The sequence below is a fragment of the Rugosimonospora africana genome (assembly GCF_016862975.1).
GTDB lineage: Bacteria > Actinomycetota > Actinomycetes > Mycobacteriales > Micromonosporaceae > Rugosimonospora > Rugosimonospora africana.
Genome location: NZ_BONZ01000002.1, coordinates 1 through 14,431, shown reverse-complemented (window position 1 = coordinate 14,431; position 14,431 = coordinate 1). Strand labels below are relative to the sequence as shown.

Genomic DNA, 14,431 nt, shown 5'->3' with positions numbered 1-14,431 from the left:
CGCTCCAGTCCGTTGTCAGCTGTCGATGTTCCGGCCGGTCAGCGCGACGAACGCGTCGTCCAGGCTGGCCTGCTCCACGCGAAGGTCGTTGGCGACGATCTGGTGTCGGGCAAGCACCGAGGTGACTGCCTGGAGCAGATCGTTGCCCCCCGTTACGACGACCTGGTTTCCGTGCCGGGTCACCCCGGTGACCTCGGGCAGGTGGGTCAGCAGCCGGTCGTCCAGCGGTGCCGCCGGACGGAACCGAACGCGCTGTTCCGTCGTCACCCGGGCGACCAGGCCGCCGGGTGTGTCGATCGCGACGACCCGGCCGGAGTCGATGACCGCGATCCGGTCACACAGCCGTTCGGCTTCCTCCATGAAGTGGGTCACCAGGACGACCGTGACGCCCCGGTCGCGGACCTGCTCGATCAGGTCCCAGGTGTCGCGTCGGGCCTGCGGGTCCAGGCCGGTGGTCAGCTCGTCGAGGATCGCGACCTGTGGGTTGCCGACCAGAGCCAGCGCGATGGACAGTCGCTGCTTCTGGCCGCCGGACAGCTTGTTGAAGGGGGTGTCGCGCTTGCCGGTCAGGCCAAGCTCGTCGACCAGTTCGCGCCAGTCGACCGGGTCGCGGTAGAAGGAGCTGAACAGCTCCATCGCCTCGCCGAGCTTGATCTTTTCGTACAGCTGCGCCTCCTGGAGCTGTACGCCGATCCGCTGGCGCAGTTCCTTGCGGTCGCGCTGCGGATCCAGGCCGAGTACCCGCAGCGTGCCGCCGTCGGGCTTGCGTACCCCTTCGATGCACTCGACCGTTGTCGTCTTTCCCGCACCGTTCGGGCCCAGGATGCCGAAAATCTCGCCGCGTTCGACGGTGAACGAGATGTCGTCGACCGCCACCGTCTCGCGGTACCGCTTGTGCAGGTGATCAACCACGATCACCGACTGGTCTGGGTCGTAGCGCGGCGTCAGACGCGCCGAGCCAGACCGGTCGGTCGACTGGTCCGAGTCGTGGCGCGGCGTCAGACGCGCCGAGCCAAACTGGTCGGACGTCTGGTCCGGGTCGTGGCGCGGCGTCAGACGCGCCGAGCCAGATTGGTCGAAAGACTGGTTCGTCGTTTCCATGCCATTGAGCCTCGCCGAGCGCGGCGTCCGGCGAATCGATCAGCTAGCGACGTTGCGGCGCGACTTCGGTGGATCGGAACAGTCAACCGCCGGGATCCGCCGGATCAACCGATCGGTGGATGCCTCGCCCCGGCGCCGTCGCGGCCGGCGTCTGCCGGTGGCTCTGCCGGTGTTCGCTGGCGCCTTGCCGGTGTTTGCGGGTGCCCTGCCGGGCAAAACTCAGGATGTGGCCGATCGGTGTGACCAACCGTTATCCGGACGGGACATCCGGGTTGCGACGCCCTGCCTATCATGCCCTCAACACGGGGAGGGACGGCACGGATGGGAGCTGAAGGCCCGGAGGGACGGCGGCCGCTCGCGGCGGTGCTGGCCCTCCTGACCGCGCTGGTATCGCTGGCCGGCGGCCTCGCGGCGTGCACGTCGGACAAGCCCGCTCCGGTCAGCCGGCCGAGTCCGATCGCGTTCGCGGCCAAACCGGCCAAGCCGGTGCGGACCGCGTCACCCGGGTGCGGCCATGTGGTGGCGCCGGGACCGACCAGGATCGACGCGACCGTCGACGGCAGGCTGCGGACCGTCCGGGTCTACCTGCCGATCGGGTACACCGGGAGCCAGCCGTTGCCGCTGCTGCTCAACCTGCACGGCAGCGGATCGACCGCGGCGAAGCAGGAGAAGGGCACCGGCCTGGACACGACGGCCGACGCGCACGACTTCGTCGTGGCATACCCGCAGGCCGCGAAGCACAGCGGCACGGGCTTCTCGTGGAACGTTCCGGGTACACCCGCGTTCACCAGGTACGGTCCGGACGACGTGGCATACCTGGGCGCCGTGGTGGCGCTGGTACGCCAGCGGTACTGCGTGGACGGCAGCCGGGTTTACGCTTCCGGGTTCTCCGGCGGCGCCCGGATGGTCAGTCAACTGGCGTGCACGCCACCGGTACCGCTCGCGGGCGTCGTGGTGGCCTCCGGCATCCGGGCACCGTCGCCGTGCCACCCGAGCGGTGGTGGGGTGCCGGTACTCGCCTTCCACGGCACCGCCGACACAGCCAACCCGTACGGTGGGCACGGGCAGCCGTACTGGACGTACAGCGTGCCGGTGGCCGCGTCCCGCTGGGCCCGGTACGACGGCTGCCGCTCCGGGGCGATCGTCAGCCGGCCGTTCCCGGGGGTGACGGTCACCTCGTACCGGGGCTGCCGGGGCGCCGGCGTGGTCGAGCTGTACAGCCTGTCCGGCAAGGGACATCGCTGGCCGCTTCCGGCCGGGCCGTTCCAGCCCAACGAGATCCTGTGGCGCTTCCTGTCCGGGCAGAGCCAGCCGGTGCGGCCCACCGCGTCGGCGCAACCGTCGCCGGCGACGCCTCCCTCCCCGGCCACCCCGCTGTCGCCGGCACGTCCGGCCACCCCGACGGGTCCACCGTCACCGGTCACCCACCCCGCGACCTGACCCGCGTCGCCACGGGCCGGCGCGGGTCAGGCGCGACGGACCGTGATGGTGCTGAACGCGCCGAGGTGGATGCGGTCGCCGTCGGACAGCGGTACCGGCACGTTTTCCTTGATGGCCTCCGCGCCGTCGTTGAGGTACGTGCCGTTGGACGATCCGAGGTCGACCAGCGCCCAGCTACCGTCGGGCTGCACCACCAGCATCGCGTGCGCGTGCGACACAGCGGGGTCGGTGGGCGGACCGGTCAGGTCGATGTCCGGCTCGATGCCTCGGGAGCGGCTCAGCCGTCCGATGAGCATCTGCGGGCCGCGCAGCCAGAAGCGGCGTTCCGGGCAGAACGTGGGGAACGCGATCGGCTCCACGCCCGGGTCGGCGATCGCCTGCATCCGCGCGTGGTACTCGGCATCCGCGGCCACGGCCGCCCGCCAGGTCGGAGTCACGGTCGGCTGACGGGTCGGGAGCGGCCCATCCGGCGAAGGCGTCGCCGTCCCGTCCGGTGTGGCCGCCGCCGGGCCGGCGCCGGACGCACCGGTGCCGGCGTCGCCGCCTCCGGCCGGGTTGCCGCCTCCACCCGCGTCGCCGCTTCCGGCCGGGTCGCCGGTCGACGTGCCGGCAGGCGCGCCCTGCGGGGATGCGCCCGCCGTGCCGCCCGCTGCCGCGCCACCCGGTGCGTTGCCGCCCAGTGCGTTGCCGCCCAGTGCGTTGCCGCCCGCTGCCGGCACGCCCGCCGCCGCCGACAACTGTGCCGCGACGAAGTCGTACCCGCAGACCTCACAGAACCGGTCGGAGCGCGGCGTCGAGCAGTTCGGACACGGTTCGCCAGCGCCGGCCGCACCGGACGGTGCGGCGGCGGGTGCGGGGGACGAGCCGTTGCCGGACGGGGCCGGTGTGGAGCGGGCACCGATCGGGGTGCCGCACTCGTCGCAGTAGTCGGTGTCCGCGGACTCGTGCCCCTTCGGACAGGTGGGCATCTGTCAGCCCTCCTCGCTCTTCTTGACCCGGATGGTCTTGACCGACCGTACGTTGGCCAGCTCGGCGTCGACACCGGCCACCTTGGGCTTGAGCCGGATCGTTCCGCTCGGCGCGTCGATCACCTCGACGACCCTGCCGAGGAGCTTGGCGGTGTCGGAGTGACCCGACTCCTCGGCGAGCTGGACCGCCCGACCCAGCTTCGAGGTCGCCGTCTCGACGTCTCCGGCGTCCCGCGCGGCCAGTCCCTCCTGGATCGCGCTGGCCAGTTCGGCCTGCCCGGTGTAGTGCGCCACCCGCTGGTTGATTTTCGTGGACAGCGCGGTGTCGTCGGTCCACGTCGCCAGTACCAGCGACTGGGCCAGCACGCTGTCGCCGGTGACCAGACTCACCCGGGCGGCGAGCACCTCCTCGCCGACCGTGCCGGGCTGCACCTGTACCGACAGGTGGTAGTCGCGGCTCTCCGCACCCCACGCGCCGGTCGGGTAGTCGCCAATCCGCGCGCTGACCTGGGTACGCCGTGGGGTCAGGTCTTCGACCTGTGGGAACGCCTGCTTGACGAACCGCACGGTCGCGCCGGCCGGGGTCCACACCCGCAGCGTCGCCTCGGCGACCGCCTTGCCCATCGCGGCCTCGGTCATCGCCCGGAACGCGGCCGGCAGCTCGCGCGGATCCTCCAGCCCGTCGGCCGTGCCCAGCAGTGTCGAGGCCACCGTGCGCAGTTCGCTGGCCACCCAGTCGGCGCCGACTCCCCGGCTGTCGCAGATGAACCGGCGCTCGCAGTTGCGCAGCGTGGCGGCCAGCTGTTCGGCGGTCTCGTGCTGGTTACGCCCGTCGGTGAGCATGATGGCGTGCTTGACCTCGGCCGGGTGACCGGCGAACACGGTGTTGGCCAGGCTGAGCCACTGACCGATCGCGGTGCCGCCGGCCGCCAGCAGGTTCTGTACCGCGGCCTTGGCGGCCGCCTTGTTGGCCGGGGTGGCCGGGGCCAGGGTGGCCACCAACGGGAAGACCATCTGCGCGTCGTGCCGGCCGGCGATGATGGCGAACGAGACTCCGTCGCGCAGCGAGTCGATGGCGGTCGCGCACGCCTTCTTCGCCTCGGACAGCTTGGTCGGGGGGTTGGCCATCGACCCGGAACAGTCGATCATGATGACCTCGGCGGCGGACGGGGTGCCGCCGACGTCGCGCAGCCCGGCCCCGCTGGCGGTCACGGTGATCACCGCGTCCACCACATCGCCGCCGGCCGGCAGGTACTGGTTCTGGTAGACCTCCGCCGTGAAGGCGGCGGCTGGCTCACTCATCCGGTCGCTCCTTGCGAAGACTCGGGGGCAGGGTAGGGCAGTACGGCAACGGTCACGTTGTCCTGGCCGCCGGCGTCCAGGGCCAGCTGGACCAGGCTGCGCGCGGTGTCGATCGGGGTACCCGCCGGGGTGGCGGCGGCCAGTTCGGCCGGCGCAGGACGGTACCGGAAGAGCCCGTCGCTGCACACCAGCAGCCGCCCCGGGCCGTCCGGCCGGATGGTGACCAGGTGCGGCGCGGTGTCCCGGGCGTCGGCGCCGAGCCAGCGCACCAGCGCGCCGGCCTGCGCGCCCTGCGGCGCCTCCGCCAGCGGTACCCCGGCCGCGGCCAGTTGGCCGGCCAGCGAATCGTCGGCGGTCAGCACGGCCGGATCGCCGTCGCGGTCGGGCAGCCAGTAGGCGCGGCTGTCCCCGACCCAGCCGACGCTCACCTCGTCCGCGGTCACCACTCCGGCCACGAATGTGCAGCTGGGTGGGTTGTTTCCCGGTTCCGCACCGGCGGCCAGCGCGGCGGCCGCCTGCGCGGCCCGGGCAGCCACGGTCAGCGCCGGCTCCGGCTCGTCCCCATCGGCCAGCGCGCGCAGCAACGCCTCGGCGGCCGCGTCGACGGCCGCGTACGAGGCGGCGTCCGGTCGGGTCGACGACGACACCCCGTCGCACACCACGGCCGCCTCGGCGCCGGGCAGAAGCCCGATCGCGACCGCGTCCTCGTTGTGCCGGTGCCGGTGGCCGAGGTCGCTGACCGCCGCGATCACGCCGAGGTCCAGTTCGCTGTGGTTCCGGCCGGCCGGGCGGCGCTGGCCGCAGTCGTCGCAGTAGCCCTCCGGCCCGAACGCGGTGCCGCCGCAGCCGCCGCACGCGTCCGGTGCGCCGGTCGAGGTGAGCCACCGTTGCCCGGCGGGAGCCGGGGCCGGGGGCTGGGCGGAGGAGGCCGGCACCAGTCCCTCGAACAGGCCGGCCCCGCACGTCTCGCAGAACCGGTCCGTCTCGCCGACGCTGGCGCCGCAGGTCGGGCACTCCGTGCCGTGCACGGTGTCCAGGCCGCCGCCGTCCGCCGCCATCAGACCACCGTCCGGGGGCGCACCGAGTTGGCCAGGTCGACCAGGGCGTGCCGGGCGGTTCGGTCCGGTTCCAGCGATGCCATCGCCCGGTACGAGCGCTCCAGCCCGAGCCGGATGTCCCGCTCGGACAGCAGCTGGCCGAGTACCCGGCGGGCGGTGGCCGTCCGCTGGGCCGGTACCGGGCGCACCGGTACCGGCACCGGACCGCCCGTCCCGTTGCTGCCGGTGATCACCCAGGACAGCGCGGTGCGGAACACCTCCACCGCCAGCGACTCCCGGCGTTGCTTGTCCAGGCGCAGCCGTTCCAGCCGGGTCGAGGCGTCCAGCAGGTCGGCCTCCGCCAGCGTGGCGGGCTCCTGGTCGAGGTGCGCGCGCACCGCCGCGATCTGCGCCGCGACGTGGTGGCTGGAACTGTCCGGTACCTCGTCGTAGATGGCCCGGGCGCCGACCCGGTCGCCGGCCGCCAGCCGCACGCGGGCCAGCCCGAACGCCGCGCTGACGAACCCGTGGTCGACCCGCCAGACCCGTTCGTACAGGCGGGCGGCCCCGGCCGGGTCGCCGGTCAGCTCACCGGCCGCCGCGACGGCCAACTGGGCGGCCGGCTCACCGGGCAGCGCGTCGTAGACCTTGTCGAACGCGTCCCGCGCGGCCGGCCAGGTCGCCGGGTCGCACAGCGACAGCAGGCCGGCGTACCAGTCCAGCCGCCAGTCGTTGCCGACCTGCTCGACGCTCGGCAGGCTCGCCCAGGCGCCGGCCAGGTCGCCGACCTCCAGCCGGGCCCGGACCAGCCGCAGGGTCATCTCCAGGCTGGTGATCTGCGCGGCTTCCAGGGCGGCGAGGGTACTGGCCGGATCGGTACCCGAGACGGTGGCCAGGAACCCGGCCGCCGGGTCGGCCGGATCGACCAGCGGCAACGGCAGCGCGGCGGCCACTTCCGGCCCGGACAGCGGCGCCACGGCCGCGTCGGCGGGTACCCCGAAGGCACGCCGTTCCGGCGTGAACTGGCCGGAGGCGGCCGGTCTCGGGATGCCGTCCCGCGCCGACAGGATCTCCCGCAGCACGCCGGTCAGCTGTTCGGCCATCTCGCCGGCCGACGCGAACCGGCGGTCCGGGTCGGTGTTCGTGGCCCGGCGCAACAGCCGGTAATACGACTCCTGGGCGGCCAGCAGCGGTACGTCGGCGGGGGCCGGCAGCGAGCGGGCGTACCGGGTGCTGAAGCCGGTGAAGTCGAAGCTGAGCACGGCCAGCGACCGGCCGACCGTGTAGAGGTCGGAGCCGATCGAGGGGCCGATGCCGGCCAACTCGTCCTCGGGCGCCTGGTAGCCCGGCGTGCCGTACAGCGCCGACATGTCGTCGCCCATCCGGCGTACCGCGCCGAGGTCGATGAGCTTCAGCTGCTCCTCGGCGTGGATCACGTTGTCCGGCTTGAAGTCGCAGAACAGCAGCCCGCGGTCGTGCAGGTAGCCCAGCGCCGGGAGCACCTCGATGCCGTACGCGAGAACCTGCTCCAGCGGCAGCGGTATCCGGCTGCCGTCCGGGCCCCGGTTGTTCAGCGCGAGGTCGCGCAGCGACCGGCCGCCGACGTACTCCATGACGATGTACCCGACGTTTTCGCCGGTGTCCGGGTCGGGATGCTGCGCGAAGTCGTGAATCTTCACGATGTTCGGGTGGTCGACCTCGACCAGGAACCGCCGCTCGGTGACGGCCGCCGCCATGGCGTCCGGGTCACCGGTGTTGATCAGGCCCTTGAGTACCACCCAGCGGTCGCTGCCCGCCTCGCTGATGTTCCGGTCCCGGGCCAGGTAGATCCAGCCCAGGCCACCGTGGGCCAGTGCGCCAAGGATCTCGTACCGGTCGTCGATGAGGTCGCCGGGGCGCAGCTTCGGCCGGAACGAGTACCGGGCCCCGTCCCGCGGGCAGAAGCCCTCGACCCGTCCGGGCTGCCCGTTGCGGCTGCGCCCGACCGGCTCCCCGCACTTCGGGCAGTACCGCTGGGACTCCGGTACCGCCGGGTCGGACTGCACGGCGGTGGCCGGGTCGCGCAACGGTACCGGCGGCACCACGACCAGGTTCGCGCCGAGCCGGCCGCGTCCGGCGGTCCGGCTGCGGCTGGAGCGCCCGGTGCCGGTGGAGACACCGGCCAGCCCGGCGCCGGTGGGCGCGCCGCCGCCGATCGTGGCCGCCGAGGTCGGCACGCTGCGCGCCGAGGTACCCGAAGCGCCGGTCGCGGACGCCGGCGCCGCGCTGGCCGGCGCCTTGTGGCCACACTCGTCGCAGTATCCGTCGGGCGCGTAGTGCCCGGAACAGCCGGGCCGGAGGCAGGCTGACATCAACTTGTCCCTCTCGTCGAGGCGATCAGCTCGGCCAGCGCCTGTTGGTAGGCGTACACGGCTTGGGTGGATCGCCGCAGGTCGCAAGGCGCGGTGAACAGGAGCTCGTGGGCCTGTTGGTACCGGACCGACAGGTCGCCGTCCTCGGCGAAGCCGACCCGTGCCGCCTTGGCCCGGTACGCGTCGAGCCGCCCGCGCAGCTCACCGCGGCGGTCGAGCAGCCCGTCGGCCGCCTCGCGCAGCTCATCGGCGTGGGCCAGTGCGCGGGCTACCGAGGCTTCCAGCGTGTTCAGCTCCTTCTCCAGCCGCACCCACTGTCTGGTGTGGACATCTCCGGAACCGGGAAGGGTGGTGCGCAGGAGCGCCGCCGCGTCGGGCGGTGGCGGCAGGGCGGGATCGGCGATCTTCTCGGCCACGATGGCGTACGCGTCCCGTACCCGGGACTCGGCGGCCGCCACCTCGTCGAGGCGGGTACGCAGCGCCGCCAGCCGGGTCTGGTACCCGTCGCGCAGCGCGGCCAGTTCGGCCACCCTCTGCCGTACCGCGTCCAACTCGGCGGTCAGCTCGCGCAGCCGGGTCTGTACCGCCGGACGTGGCTGCCCACCGGGCGCGGCCGCGAGCGGATCGCGCAGCCCATCCGAGCGTGCCTGGTCCAACCGCTCGCCCAGCGGTCGGGCCAGCTCCCCGACGCCCAGCTCCTCGGCCTGCGCGGCGACCTTGCCGAACGCCTCGGTGAGCGGGGCGAAGTTTCCGGCGATCGCCGACCAGGCGGTGTCCACTTCGGACAGATGCGCGGTCACCGCGGCGCACCGCTGTTCCAGGCCGGTCGCCAGGTCGCCGACCCGGAGCACGGTGGCGACCGCCTTGCTGCCGGCCTCGATCGGGAGCCCGGCGACGTCGACGGCGAGCACCGGCTCGGACACCAGTAGCCGCAGGGCGTCCCAGTCGTCATCGCCCAGGCGCTTCTGGTTGCGGATGGCCCGGGCCCGGTCGAGCAGGTCGGACAGCGCGTTGAACTGCGCCCACAGCACATCCACCTCGGGTGCGATGGTCTGTGCCCGCTCCGCCGTGCGCCCGGCCAACCCGCCGCCCCGCAGGAACGCCAGTCCCGGGTGGCTGTCGATGACGAACATGGCCGCGGCGATCCGGTCGTGCGCCGCGCCCAGCCCGGTCAGTGCCCGGTCTGCCGACTGTCGATCCATCGGCACTAGTCCGAGTACTTGGCGGCCGGCGGAGTGGGCGCCGGCCCGCCGAGCCACTTGTCGTAGAGCCGCGTCCAGGTGCCGTCCGCACGGGCCTGGTCGAGCACCCCGTTGACGAACCGGACGAAGTCGGTGGACGTCTTCTTGATGGCCAGCCCGTGCGGCTCGGCGGTGAAGCGGGGACCGACGACCTCGATGGTGGGGTCCTGAGCGGCGAGGCCGGCCAGGATGTTGTCGTCGGTGGACACCGCCTGCACCTGTCCCTGCTGGAGCATCACGAGGCAGTCGGTCCAGTCGTTGACCGCCACCGGGACCGGGTGCGACGGCCGCGTGGCGATGGTCACGATCGAGGTGGTACCGGCCGCCGCGCAGACCTTCTTCCCGGCCAGGTCGTCGATCGTGGTGTACCCCGACCCCTTGCGCACCAGGATCTTCTGCCCGGCGTCGAAGTAGTCGGTGGAGAACGCGACCTGCCGCAGCCGCTCACAGTTGATCGTCATCGAGTCGGCGACGATGTCCACGGTGCCGTTCTGGACGAACGGGATGCGCTGGGCGGACGTGATCGCGACCAGCTTGACCACCTTGGAGCTGTCGTCGCCGAAGATGGCTTTCGCGATCAGCTTGGCGATGTCGATGTCGAAGCCGACCACCTGGCCGGAGACGGCGTCCCGGTAGCCGAACAGGTAGGTGTTCTGGTCCACGCCCACGGTCAGGTGACCGTTCTTGAGGATGGTCTCCATCGAGCTGCCCGCCGGCATCTGCCGGGGCGGCGGCATGGCGGCCGGTGGGCGCAGGCTGGCCAGCGGATCGCAGCCGCTGTCGCTGTCCGCGGCCGCGCTGGGGATCGTCGCCGGATCCTGGACGCCGGCCGGAACCGGTGCCTTGAACGCCGGCGACGCGTTGCTGGTCGGACTCGTCGCCGAGGTGCAGCCGGCGACGAGTGCGAGCAGCGTGGCTGTGGCGGCGACGGCGAGGAGCTTCGTTCTCATCGGTACTCCGCGAGGCGTTGCTGGAATCCGGCGACCAATCCGACGAGCAGGAGCAGGGTCAGCGCGCCCAGTCCGACGGGCGCGGCGGTCAGCGCGCCGGACGCCGATCGGGCGTGGCGGTTGAGTTGCGCGCTGGTGGCCGCGATGCCGGTGGCGAGGTTCTTGTCGAGGTTGTTGAACGTGCTCGCCGCGCTCGCCGGATCGTTTCCGATGGTGAGCAGGACGGCACCGTTGTAGTCGCCGTTCGTGTCCGCGCTGTGCACTCTCTGGTGGGTGGACTTCCAGGACTTGGCGGCGTCGGTGGCGGCGGCGACCGCCGCGCGTACCGCCGGATCGGTGGCCGCGCCGGAGGCCCGGTGCAGCAGCCCGCCGTTGCCGTCCTTGCCGACGAGGTTGTCGAGCATGGTGTTGTAGTCGGTGTCGAAGCTGCCCCCGTTGCCCCGGGCAACCAGCGTCAGCGCTTCGTCGGCGCGGGCCTGGAGCGCGTCGATGCGGGCCTGGGCGAGCAGTTGGACCTGGCTCGATCCGTCGCGCTCGGCGCTGGACAGCTCACCGCGTACGCCGAGCCAGGACGCGCCCAGCCAGATCAGCGCGGCCAGCCCCATCGCGGTCGCGCCGAGCAACCCGAGATTGAACAGCCGGTTGGTGCGCCGGGTGAGGTAGACCTGGGCGTACCCGAGGCCGACCAGGGTCAGTACGGCCAGCGAGGCGGCGAGCCATGGAAACCCGGAGGCGTCCCCGGCGTCGGAGTCGAATCGGGCGGTCTCCGCGTCGTACAGCCGCTTGGCCGCGACGAGCAGGTCGTTGCGCATGAGCGCGGACGCCTCCCGCAGGTACGCCGCGCCGATCGGGAGATTCTGCCGGTTGTAGGTGCGCGCGGTCTCCACCAGGCCGGTGTAGACCGGCAGCTGGGCGGCGATCTCCCGCACCGCGCGCTGGCTCGGGTCGCCCGCGGTGGCGTCGCTCAGCGCGGCGCTCGCCGCCGCGATGTCGCTCTCGTACCGCTCGCGCAGCGCGGCCGGCTCCTGCCCGTTGGACAGGAACGCGTTGGCGGCGACCGCGTCCGCGTCGGACAGCGAACGGTACAGCTCCTGCGCGGAGAGGGTGAGCGGGCCACTGCGGTTGATGATCGAGTCGACTTCGGAGGAGCGCTGCGTGACGCCGATGACCGCGGCCAGCCCGGCGGCGATGGCGAGCGCCGATGCCGCGAGCATCAGCACGGTCAGCCGTCCGGGTGTGCTGCCGGTGCGTGTCGTCAACCGGCTCGCGAGCGGCGCGACCCGGCCGAGCGGAGTACGGGCGGGTGCGGCGCGGGTCGGGCTCAGCAGTGCCATCGCGACTTCACAAGAACACTCCCGGCGGTGATCGGATGCGATCACGGTAGCCGCCCGGGTCAAGGCACCAACGCCCGGTGCGAACCGCCTCCGGCGTCACCGGGGGTACCCCCGCGGTTAGCGGGACCGTCATCGTCACCGGACGAAGACGCTCTTCGCATTTTGCGGTCCCACCCGCAGACTGTGGGCATGTACGACTTCGACGTGCTGGTGCTCGGCTCCGGGCCGGGTGGACAGAAGGCGGCCATCGCCGCAGCCAAGCTCGACCGCCGGGTCGCCATCGTCGAGCGGCGCAACATGATCGGTGGGGTGTGCATCAACACCGGCACCATCCCGTCGAAGACCCTGCGCGAGGCGGTGCTCTACCTGACCGGGCTCAACCAGCGCGAGATGTACGGGCAGAGCTACCGGCTCAAGGACGACATCACGGTCGCCGACCTGGCCGCCCGTACCCAGCATGTGATCGGGCGCGAGATCGACGTGATCCGCAGCCAACTCGCCCGCAACCGGGTGCACGTCATCACCGGCACCGGGCGCTTCGAGGATCCGCACACCATCGCGGTGGCCGACGACAACGGGCGGGAACTCAAGGTCACGGCGGAGAAGATCGTCATCGCCACCGGTACCCGGCCTGCCCGGCCGGAGAGCGTCGACTTCGACGACTGCACCATCATCGACTCGGACGGCATCGTCCACCTGGAACACGTGCCGCGCTCGATGCTGGTGGTCGGTGCGGGCGTCATCGGCATCGAATACGCGTCGATGTTCGCCGCGCTCGGGACCAAGGTGACCGTGGTCGAGCGGCGGGAGCGGATGCTCGACTTCTGCGACCTGGAAATCGTCGAGGCGCTGAAGTACCACCTGCGCGACCTCGCGGTGACGTTCCGGTTCGGCGAGACGGTGGCCTCGGTGCAGCGGCACGCGCGGGGGGCGCTCGCGGTCCTGGAGAGCGGCAAGCGGATCGCGGCGGACACGGTGATGTACTCGGCCGGGCGTCAGGGCATGGCGGAACAGCTGGAGCTGGACCGGGCCGGGCTGAGCGCCGACGGGCGCGGCCGGATCGCGGTCGACGAGCACTTCGCCACGGCTGTGGACCACATCTACGCCGTCGGCGACGTCATCGGCTTCCCGGCGCTCGCATCGACCTCGATGGAGCAGGGTCGGTTGGCGGCCCACCACGCCTGCGGGGAACCGGTCCGGGCGCTGGGGCGACTCCAGCCGATCGGCATCTACTCGATCCCGGAGATCAGTTTCGTCGGGCGTACCGAGGATGAGCTGACCGAGGCGCGCGTCCCGTTCGAGGTGGGTGTCTCTCGGTACCGTGAGCTGGCCCGCGGGCAGATCATCGGCGACTCGTACGGGATGCTCAAGCTGCTGGTCTCGCCGGAGGACCGCACTCTGCTGGGGGTGCACGTGTTCGGTACCGGAGCCACTGAACTTGTCCACATAGGACAGACGGTGATGGGCTGTGACGGCGCGGTGGACTACCTGGTCGACGCGGTGTTCAACTACCCGACGCTGGCGGAGTCGTACAAGGTCGCGGCGCTGGACGCGATGAACAAGATGCGCAACATCGACCGCCTCGGCGACTAGATCGGCCGGCAACTCTGTAGCTCAGAGTAACTTCGCAAACGGGTCGGATCCTCGCGTACGGTAGCGCCGAGTGAGGTCGTCCGCCCGTTCACGGTTACGACACCCCAGGTCAAGCTCGCTACCATCTTCCGTTTTGAGAGGTGTGGGGGCGACGCTGCCCGTGACTGCCGGTAACGATGTGAGGCAGGGCACGATTACCACGAGTGGTGTTGCCGGTTCCGAGAGTCTCCGGGCACGGTGCCTTGGGCGCCTTCCCCCGGCGCCCGTCGCCGAAACCCCCTCGGCGGCGCATCGAGAAACTGATCGGAACCGACCCGTTGTTCACCTACATCCGGCTTCCCCGAGTCGCCCGCGCGGTAGTGGCCCGACGTCTGGCCGTGTCCGCCGTGTGCGGAGCAGCGGTCGCGGTGGCCGCCATCGCCCCGATGCACCAGGCCGCCGCAGACCTGTCGGGAGGCGCCGCGACGAGCCCGAACGCCCCGGCCGCCGAGCGCGGCAACGCCGTCTCCCGCGGCACCGCCCGCACAGCGCCGTCCTCGGCCGAGATGCCGGTACACGATCTCGACCTGCCGGCCACGCCGCCCGCCGCGGCGGCCAAGGCACCGGCCGCCACCCAGGCGCCGGCCCCCGCGCCGACCAAGGCACCCGCGAAGGCCCGGGCGCGCCACACCCCGCCGCCGCTGCCGCACATCGCCGGCCTGGACCACTACCAGGTGGAGAACGCGCAGACCATCGTGAATGTCGGCCGTGAGATGGGCATCGACGAGCGCGGCCAGATCATCGCGGTGGCCACGGCGTTGCAGGAGTCGCGGCTCTACAACCTCTACGTCGCCGTCGACCACGACTCGCTCGGCCTGTTCCAGCAGCGCCCGAGCACCGGTTGGGGTACCCCGGCGGAGATCACCACCCCGTCGTACGCGGCGCGGGCGTTCTACACCCGGCTGCTGGACACCACGGCCGATTGGGGTTGCCTGACCTGCGCCGCCCAGCGGGTGCAGGGCAGCGCGTTCCCGTACGCGTACGCCGCGCAGGAGTGGTTGGCCACCCAGATCGTGGGAGCCTTCTACAGCGACTGAGCCTGCCCCCGGCCGGCCTTCTGGTGCCAGCCTTCCGG

General features: G+C 72.1%; 11 protein-coding genes. 3 read left to right on the top strand and 8 right to left on the bottom strand.

Annotated elements, in window-relative coordinates; all coding sequences use genetic code 11:
• Positions 1–15: 15 nt before the first annotated feature.
• Positions 16–918 carry an ABC transporter ATP-binding protein gene (locus Raf01_RS00620; protein ID WP_308442623.1) on the bottom strand — a complete coding sequence of 301 codons (903 nt, stop codon included), beginning with the start codon at positions 916–918 and terminating at the stop codon, positions 16–18.
• Positions 919–1,422: 504 nt separating this feature from the next.
• On the opposite strand from Raf01_RS00620, the gene Raf01_RS00615 reads away from it, so the two are divergent.
• Entirely contained in the window at positions 1,423–2,541 is a 1,119-nt protein-coding gene (locus Raf01_RS00615) for a CE1 family esterase (protein ID WP_203915684.1), read from the top strand.
• A gap of 26 nt (positions 2,542–2,567) precedes the next feature.
• Here Raf01_RS00615 and Raf01_RS00610 read toward each other — a convergent pair whose 3' ends face one another.
• From Raf01_RS00610 to Raf01_RS00580, 7 genes are read right to left on the bottom strand one after another with little or no spacing between them, the layout of a single operon-like run.
• A complete protein-coding gene (locus Raf01_RS00610) occupies positions 2,568–3,509 on the bottom strand; it encodes an FHA domain-containing protein (RefSeq protein ID WP_203915683.1) in 942 nt (313 codons plus the stop codon).
• Positions 3,510–3,512: 3 nt separating this feature from the next.
• Positions 3,513–4,811: a VWA domain-containing protein gene (locus Raf01_RS00605; protein WP_203915682.1), complete on the bottom strand. Its 1,299-nt coding sequence runs from the start codon at positions 4,809–4,811 to the stop codon at positions 3,513–3,515.
• On the bottom strand, positions 4,808–5,869 hold the full coding sequence (locus Raf01_RS00600; RefSeq protein WP_203915681.1) for a PP2C family protein-serine/threonine phosphatase: 1,062 nt from the start codon (positions 5,867–5,869) through the stop codon (positions 4,808–4,810). The genes Raf01_RS00605 and Raf01_RS00600 overlap by 4 nt, the downstream gene beginning before the upstream one ends.
• Complete coding sequence (locus tag Raf01_RS00595; protein WP_203915680.1) at positions 5,869–8,199, bottom strand: serine/threonine-protein kinase; 2,331 nt, start codon at positions 8,197–8,199, stop codon at positions 5,869–5,871. Before Raf01_RS00595 ends, Raf01_RS00600 begins: the two co-directional genes overlap by 1 nt.
• The gene (locus Raf01_RS00590) at positions 8,199–9,401 is read right to left on the bottom strand and encodes a hypothetical protein (RefSeq protein ID WP_203915679.1); all 1,203 of its coding nucleotides are present in this window, start codon (positions 9,399–9,401) and stop codon (positions 8,199–8,201) included. Before Raf01_RS00590 ends, Raf01_RS00595 begins: the two co-directional genes overlap by 1 nt.
• 5 nt (positions 9,402–9,406) lie before the next feature.
• Positions 9,407–10,390 (bottom strand): glutamate ABC transporter substrate-binding protein, encoded by a 984-nt coding sequence (locus Raf01_RS00585; protein WP_203915678.1) that lies wholly within the window; start codon positions 10,388–10,390, stop codon positions 9,407–9,409.
• The gene (locus Raf01_RS00580; RefSeq protein WP_203915677.1) at positions 10,387–11,724 is read right to left on the bottom strand and encodes a GlnX family signal transduction membrane protein; all 1,338 of its coding nucleotides are present in this window, start codon (positions 11,722–11,724) and stop codon (positions 10,387–10,389) included. Before Raf01_RS00580 ends, Raf01_RS00585 begins: the two co-directional genes overlap by 4 nt.
• Positions 11,725–11,913: 189 nt before the next feature.
• Between Raf01_RS00580 and sthA the strand changes: the two genes are divergently transcribed.
• Positions 11,914–13,317, top strand: coding sequence for a Si-specific NAD(P)(+) transhydrogenase (sthA, locus tag Raf01_RS00575; RefSeq protein WP_203915676.1), 1,404 nt, complete (start codon positions 11,914–11,916; stop codon positions 13,315–13,317).
• A 407-nt stretch (positions 13,318–13,724) separates the two neighbouring features.
• Positions 13,725–14,393, top strand: a complete 669-nt coding sequence (locus Raf01_RS00570) for a hypothetical protein (RefSeq protein WP_203915675.1) — start codon at positions 13,725–13,727, stop codon at positions 14,391–14,393.
• Positions 14,394–14,431 lie beyond the last annotated feature (38 nt).

Bases quoted from the DNA above. Each gene is read 5' to 3' on its own strand.
- Raf01_RS00615 (WP_203915684.1), top strand. From the start codon at position 1,423: ATGGGAGCTGAAGGCCCGGAGGGACGGCGGCCGCTCGCGGCGGTGCTG.
- Raf01_RS00610 (WP_203915683.1), bottom strand. From the start codon at position 3,509: ATGCCCACCTGTCCGAAGGGGCACGAGTCCGCGGACACCGACTACTGC.
- Raf01_RS00605 (WP_203915682.1), bottom strand. From the start codon at position 4,811: ATGAGTGAGCCAGCCGCCGCCTTCACGGCGGAGGTCTACCAGAACCAG.
- Raf01_RS00600 (WP_203915681.1), bottom strand. From the start codon at position 5,869: ATGGCGGCGGACGGCGGCGGCCTGGACACCGTGCACGGCACGGAGTGC.
- Raf01_RS00595 (WP_203915680.1), bottom strand. From the start codon at position 8,199: ATGTCAGCCTGCCTCCGGCCCGGCTGTTCCGGGCACTACGCGCCCGAC.
- Raf01_RS00590 (WP_203915679.1), bottom strand. From the start codon at position 9,401: ATGGATCGACAGTCGGCAGACCGGGCACTGACCGGGCTGGGCGCGGCG.
- Raf01_RS00585 (WP_203915678.1), bottom strand. From the start codon at position 10,390: ATGAGAACGAAGCTCCTCGCCGTCGCCGCCACAGCCACGCTGCTCGCA.
- Raf01_RS00580 (WP_203915677.1), bottom strand. From the start codon at position 11,724: ATGGCACTGCTGAGCCCGACCCGCGCCGCACCCGCCCGTACTCCGCTC.
- sthA (WP_203915676.1), top strand. From the start codon at position 11,914: ATGTACGACTTCGACGTGCTGGTGCTCGGCTCCGGGCCGGGTGGACAG.